This is a genomic window from Haloferax sp. s1, assembly GCF_058382125.1.
Map to the genome: position 1 here is coordinate 1 of NZ_JBZRPK010000414.1, position 4,338 is coordinate 4,338.

Sequence of the window (4,338 nt, forward strand, 5' to 3'; positions counted from 1 at the left end):
CCCCACGGGCCCGCGGTCCACGGCGGGCTGTTCCGGCGCCCCCCCCGCGCCCCGCCGACGGTGTCCGGAGGCTCCCCCGGGGAAAAACCCGGCCCCCCAATGGCGGGCTTCCCCGCACCCGAAACCCCCGGCCCGGTGGCCAAACACGGCTTTCCGGGAACCGTCTGTGGCGCCCCGCCGAACCCGTTCGTCGGTATCGAGGCGATTCTCGAACCAGCAGTTGCTCCGGATTGGGAGGGCCGGAACGTCGCCGAGAAGTACCGCCTCGGCTACGAGGTTGGACCGGGTCTCGACGACGACGGCTACGTGATTGGTATCGAGCGAGGGGGCACGGCCCGCGCGTATCCGCTTTCGATTCTCTGGTGGCACGAAGTCGTCAACGACACCCTCGGCGGCGACCCGGTACTCGTGACCTACTGTCCGATTTGTCAGTCCGGAATGGTCGCGGAGCGCCGCGTCGACGGCGAGGAAACGCGCTTTCAGGTTTCCGGACACCTCTGGCAACCGCCCGAAATCTACGGGTTCGCCAGCGTGCAGGAGGGCCGGGCGTTCGGCGCGTCCGCGTCGTCCGGCGACGCCGACGTTCGAAATTCGGGGAATCTCGTCCTCTACGACGAAGCGACCGGAAGCTACTGGAGTCAACTCTTGGCGAAGGCCATCTGCGGGCCGCAGTCGGGCGAACGAATGCGTATTCTTCCATCGACGGTAACGACATGGGGCGAGTGGCGCGCGGCGCACCCGGGGACTGACACGGTGCTTCCGCTGCCGTGGTCGGAGACGGCGTAGCGTCATTTCGAGGGGCGGAGTTCCGCGGCAAAACCGGTTACCGACGCCGACGGCAAAAGTTCCTTCGTCCATCGGTGTGACACGCACCCATGCATATCGAACGTCTCGCGGTGGACGAATCGGTCGGTCGCGCAATGCCGCCACAGCGATTCATCGAGGCACTGTCCGACCTCGGCGTGCCCGTCGAATTCGCCGGCGAGGACGAACAGTTCGGGCCGGGCGACGCGGTGGCCTCGTTCGGCCACAGAGACGCCTTTCTCGATGCGGACTGGGTCCACTGCATTCGCGCCGGATACGACGAGTTCCCCGTCGGTGTCTACGAAGAAGCGGGGACGTATCTCACCAACAGTACTGGAATACACGGCACGACCGTCGGCGAGACGGTCGCAGGGTACATGCTGACGTTCGCCCGCCGTCTCCACGCCTACCGCGACGCCCAGCACGACCACGCGTGGGACCTGCCGCGCTACGAAGAGCCGTTCACCCTCGCGGGAGAGCGCGTCTGTGTCGTCGGTCTCGGCACGCTCGGTCGGGGGGTCGTCGACCGCGCGGCCGCCCTCGGTATGGAGGTCGTCGGCGTCCGCCGCTCGGGCGACCCGGTCGACAACGTCTCGACGGTCTACACGCCCGACCGATTGCACGAGGCCATCGCAGATGCTCGGTTCGTCGTCTTAGCGACGCCGCTGACGGACGAAACCGAAGGAATAGTCGCCGCGCCGGAGTTCGAAACGATGCGCGAAGACGCCTCTCTCGTGAACGTCGCTCGCGGACCGGTCGTCGATGAGACGGCCCTTGTCGCGGCACTCGACTCGGGCGACATCGCGGGCGCAGCACTCGACGTGTTCTCCGAGGAACCGCTCCCGGAAGACTCGCCGTTGTGGGATTTCGAGGACGTGCTCATCACACCGCACGTCAGTGCCGCGACGAGCAAGTACCACGAGGACGTTGCCGCACTCATCCGTAAGAATATCGAGAAGATAGCTACCGGAGACGAACTCACAAATCGCGTGGTGTAATCACCGGGCGAGCGAGGGAGACGGAAAGAACTCCGCGAGAACCGCTAGAGGAACTTGAACAGGTCGTCGCGACCCTGTTCGTGGAGATGCGACCGGAGTGCCTCTTCGAGGTTCGTGATGTCGCCTCGCTTGGCGGTAATCGGGGCGATGACGTTCCGCCACTGCTTCCACGGCGGGAAGAGACCGAGACGGTCACAGAGGTCGTTCAGGCGCTCGTCGCGGTCGTCGACTTTGTCCATCTTGTTCACGGCGACGACGGTCGGAATGTCGAGTTCGTCGAGGAAGTAGAACATCTCCACGTCGTGCGGAATCGACTCGTCTGTGGTGTGGCGGTCGATAATGTCGATGACGCTCTTGCCATCGACGACGAGAACTGCCGCGAGGATATCGTCGGCGTTCTCCTCGATATACTGGACGATATCGGTCTTGATGGCCTCGCGGGTGTCGCTGTTGACGCCCGACATGAACCCGAACCCAGGAAGGTCGGTGAACATGAATTTCTCCGAGGTCCAGTCGAAATGGTTGGGTTTGCGCGTGACGCCGGGTTTCTTTCCCGTCGTGAACTTGCTGTGACCAGTCAACTCTCGCATCAGGGTCGACTTGCCCACGTTCGACCGCCCGACGAGGACGATTTCGTCGCGGTTCGGTCGGTCTTCGAACATACCCGGGGTTCGCCATCACGACAGATAAGCGGGACGGAAGCGACGCGGTAGGTGCTTGGCTCGGTCAATCGCTGGAGAGCGACGAAGGAGAACTCAGATGCGTCTGACGAGTTTGAGCGTCGCCGCCGGAAGGTCGTCGTGTGGTTGCGAGTCGGCGACATCGAACCCTCGTGCCCGATAGAACGAAAGCGTGTCTTCGTCGCCGTCGAGACAGGACGCCCACTGCTCGCGCGCACCGCTGACGACGTGTTTCGCCGTCATCGTCCGGAGGAGCGCAGTTCCGGCACCCGACCCCCGCACATCCGGGTGCGTGTGGAGCGAAAACACCTCACCGCGGCGTTTGTCCGTCATGCCACCGCCGCCAGCCGCGACGACTTCGCCGTCCTCGACAGCGACGACCCACCCATGTATGTCGTCCGCCTTACGCACTTCTCGGTGGAGACGTGACTCGCTGAACCGCGCGTCGACGACCGACCCGACTTCGGTCGGTGCGACGATATTCGCCGCCGCGTCGCGCCACCCTTCGGCGCAGATATGGGCGATGTCCGATACGTCGGCCGCTCTCGCAGTTCGGACGAACATACGCATACGTTCGGACAGATATTGCAAAATCGTTTCGCGGGAGTGAAAGTCAGACTACGGGGGTGAACCAACCAAGACGGGGAAGCTATTCACCCCGTCTGAGATACTGAAGACGAGACCGATGGACAAAGCAGCACTCCGAGACACGGTCTGGGACGAACTCGAATCATCGGGCGAAGCCCGCTTTCCCTTCCCGCCACACGGTCGCATTCCCAACTTCGCCGACGCACGGGCAGCGGCCGATAGGCTCGCCGGGACGCCCGAATGGGCAGACGCGACCGCAATCAAGGCCAATCCTGATGCCCCACAACTCCCGGTCAGGCGGCGCGCCCTCCGCGAAGGTAAAGTCGTCTACATGGCCGTCCCGCGACTCCGCGACGAGCGGTGTTTCTACGAACTCGACCCCGCCCGCATCGACGACGACAACCTCGATAGCGCGCCGACCGTTTCACACGTCGAAAGCTACGCCGAGCAGGTCGCCCCGGACGAACTGCCGGCAATCGATTTCGTGGTCTCCGGGTCGGTCGTCGTCTCCGAGCAGGGTGTCCGAATCGGCAAAGGCGAAGGGTTCAGCGACCTCGAATACGCGGTGTTGCAGGGCCTCGGGGCGGTCGACGACGAGACGACCATCGCAACGACGGTTCACGAACTGCAAGTCCGCGACGACCTCCCGGAGCCGGATTCCCACGACGTGCCGATGGACCTCGTCGTCACGCCCGAGCGGACGGTTCGAACCGAAACGCCGTATCCGCGACCGGAAGGAATCGACTGGTCGGCGCTTTCGGCCGAGCGACTCGAAGAGATGCCCGTGTTGCAGCGGCTTCGGGACAAGCGGGACGCCGAGTAGCCCCTGCTTATTTGGCTGTCCGGAGTGACGTGAGGCCGTGCGACTCGTACAGGTGATGGTGCCGACCGGCAAGCGCAAAGCGGTCCTTCGGACACTTGACGAGGAGGGTGTCGACTACGCCGTCTCCGAGGAGACGTCCGGGCGCGACTTCGTCGCCGTCGTCACCTTCCCGGTCCCGAAGGAAGCGGTCGAGCCAGTGCTGGCGCGCTTGCGAGACGCGGGTGTCGAACGCGACGCCTACACCGTCGTTGTCGCCGCCGAGACCGTTGCGTCGAAGCGGTTCGACAAGCTACAGAAAGAGTACGAGGAGGAGAATGAAACCGGCGATAGAGTCGCGCGGGGGGAGTTGGCGTCGAAAGCCGCCAGTCTGGCCCCGTCGGTGCCGACGTTCGTCATCATGACGATTATCTCGGCGGTCGTCGCCACCGCCGGGTTGCTCCTCGAC

5 protein-coding genes and 1 pseudogene are annotated in these 4,338 nt (G+C 64.3%); 4 read left to right on the forward strand and 2 right to left on the reverse strand.

Going from position 1 to position 4,338, the window contains the following annotated elements:
- Positions 1–60 precede the first annotated feature (60 nt).
- The gene (locus QT222_RS05525) at positions 61–786 is read left to right on the forward strand and encodes a DUF3179 domain-containing (seleno)protein (protein WP_491476568.1); all 726 of its coding nucleotides are present in this window, start codon (positions 61–63) and stop codon (positions 784–786) included.
- Between the two features lie 89 nt (positions 787–875).
- Positions 876–1,802 (forward strand): D-2-hydroxyacid dehydrogenase, encoded by a 927-nt coding sequence (ddh, locus tag QT222_RS05530; RefSeq protein ID WP_491476567.1) that lies wholly within the window; start codon positions 876–878, stop codon positions 1,800–1,802.
- Between the two features lie 44 nt (positions 1,803–1,846).
- On the opposite strand, the gene engB is transcribed toward ddh, so the two are convergent.
- Together engB and QT222_RS05540 are read right to left on the reverse strand one after the other, a co-directional pair.
- Complete coding sequence (engB, locus tag QT222_RS05535; RefSeq protein WP_004059361.1) at positions 1,847–2,464, reverse strand: GTP-binding protein EngB; 618 nt, start codon at positions 2,462–2,464, stop codon at positions 1,847–1,849.
- A gap of 93 nt (positions 2,465–2,557) precedes the next feature.
- Positions 2,558–3,046 (reverse strand): GNAT family N-acetyltransferase, encoded by a 489-nt coding sequence (locus QT222_RS05540; RefSeq protein ID WP_014732408.1) that lies wholly within the window; start codon positions 3,044–3,046, stop codon positions 2,558–2,560.
- 121 nt (positions 3,047–3,167) lie between these two features.
- Here QT222_RS05540 and QT222_RS05545 point away from each other — a divergent pair, with 121 nt between their 5' ends.
- Positions 3,168–3,893, forward strand: coding sequence for a 5-formyltetrahydrofolate cyclo-ligase (locus QT222_RS05545; RefSeq protein WP_004059359.1), 726 nt, complete (start codon positions 3,168–3,170; stop codon positions 3,891–3,893).
- Positions 3,894–3,930: 37 nt separating this feature from the next.
- Positions 3,931–4,338 (forward strand): annotated as a pseudogene (locus tag QT222_RS05550) (TIGR00341 family protein); the annotation flags it as partial.

Bases quoted from the DNA above. Each gene is read 5' to 3' on its own strand.
- ddh (WP_491476567.1), top strand. From the start codon at position 876: ATGCATATCGAACGTCTCGCGGTGGACGAATCGGTCGGTCGCGCAATG.
- engB (WP_004059361.1), bottom strand. From the start codon at position 2,464: ATGTTCGAAGACCGACCGAACCGCGACGAAATCGTCCTCGTCGGGCGG.
- QT222_RS05540 (WP_014732408.1), bottom strand. From the start codon at position 3,046: ATGTTCGTCCGAACTGCGAGAGCGGCCGACGTATCGGACATCGCCCAT.
- QT222_RS05545 (WP_004059359.1), top strand. From the start codon at position 3,168: ATGGACAAAGCAGCACTCCGAGACACGGTCTGGGACGAACTCGAATCA.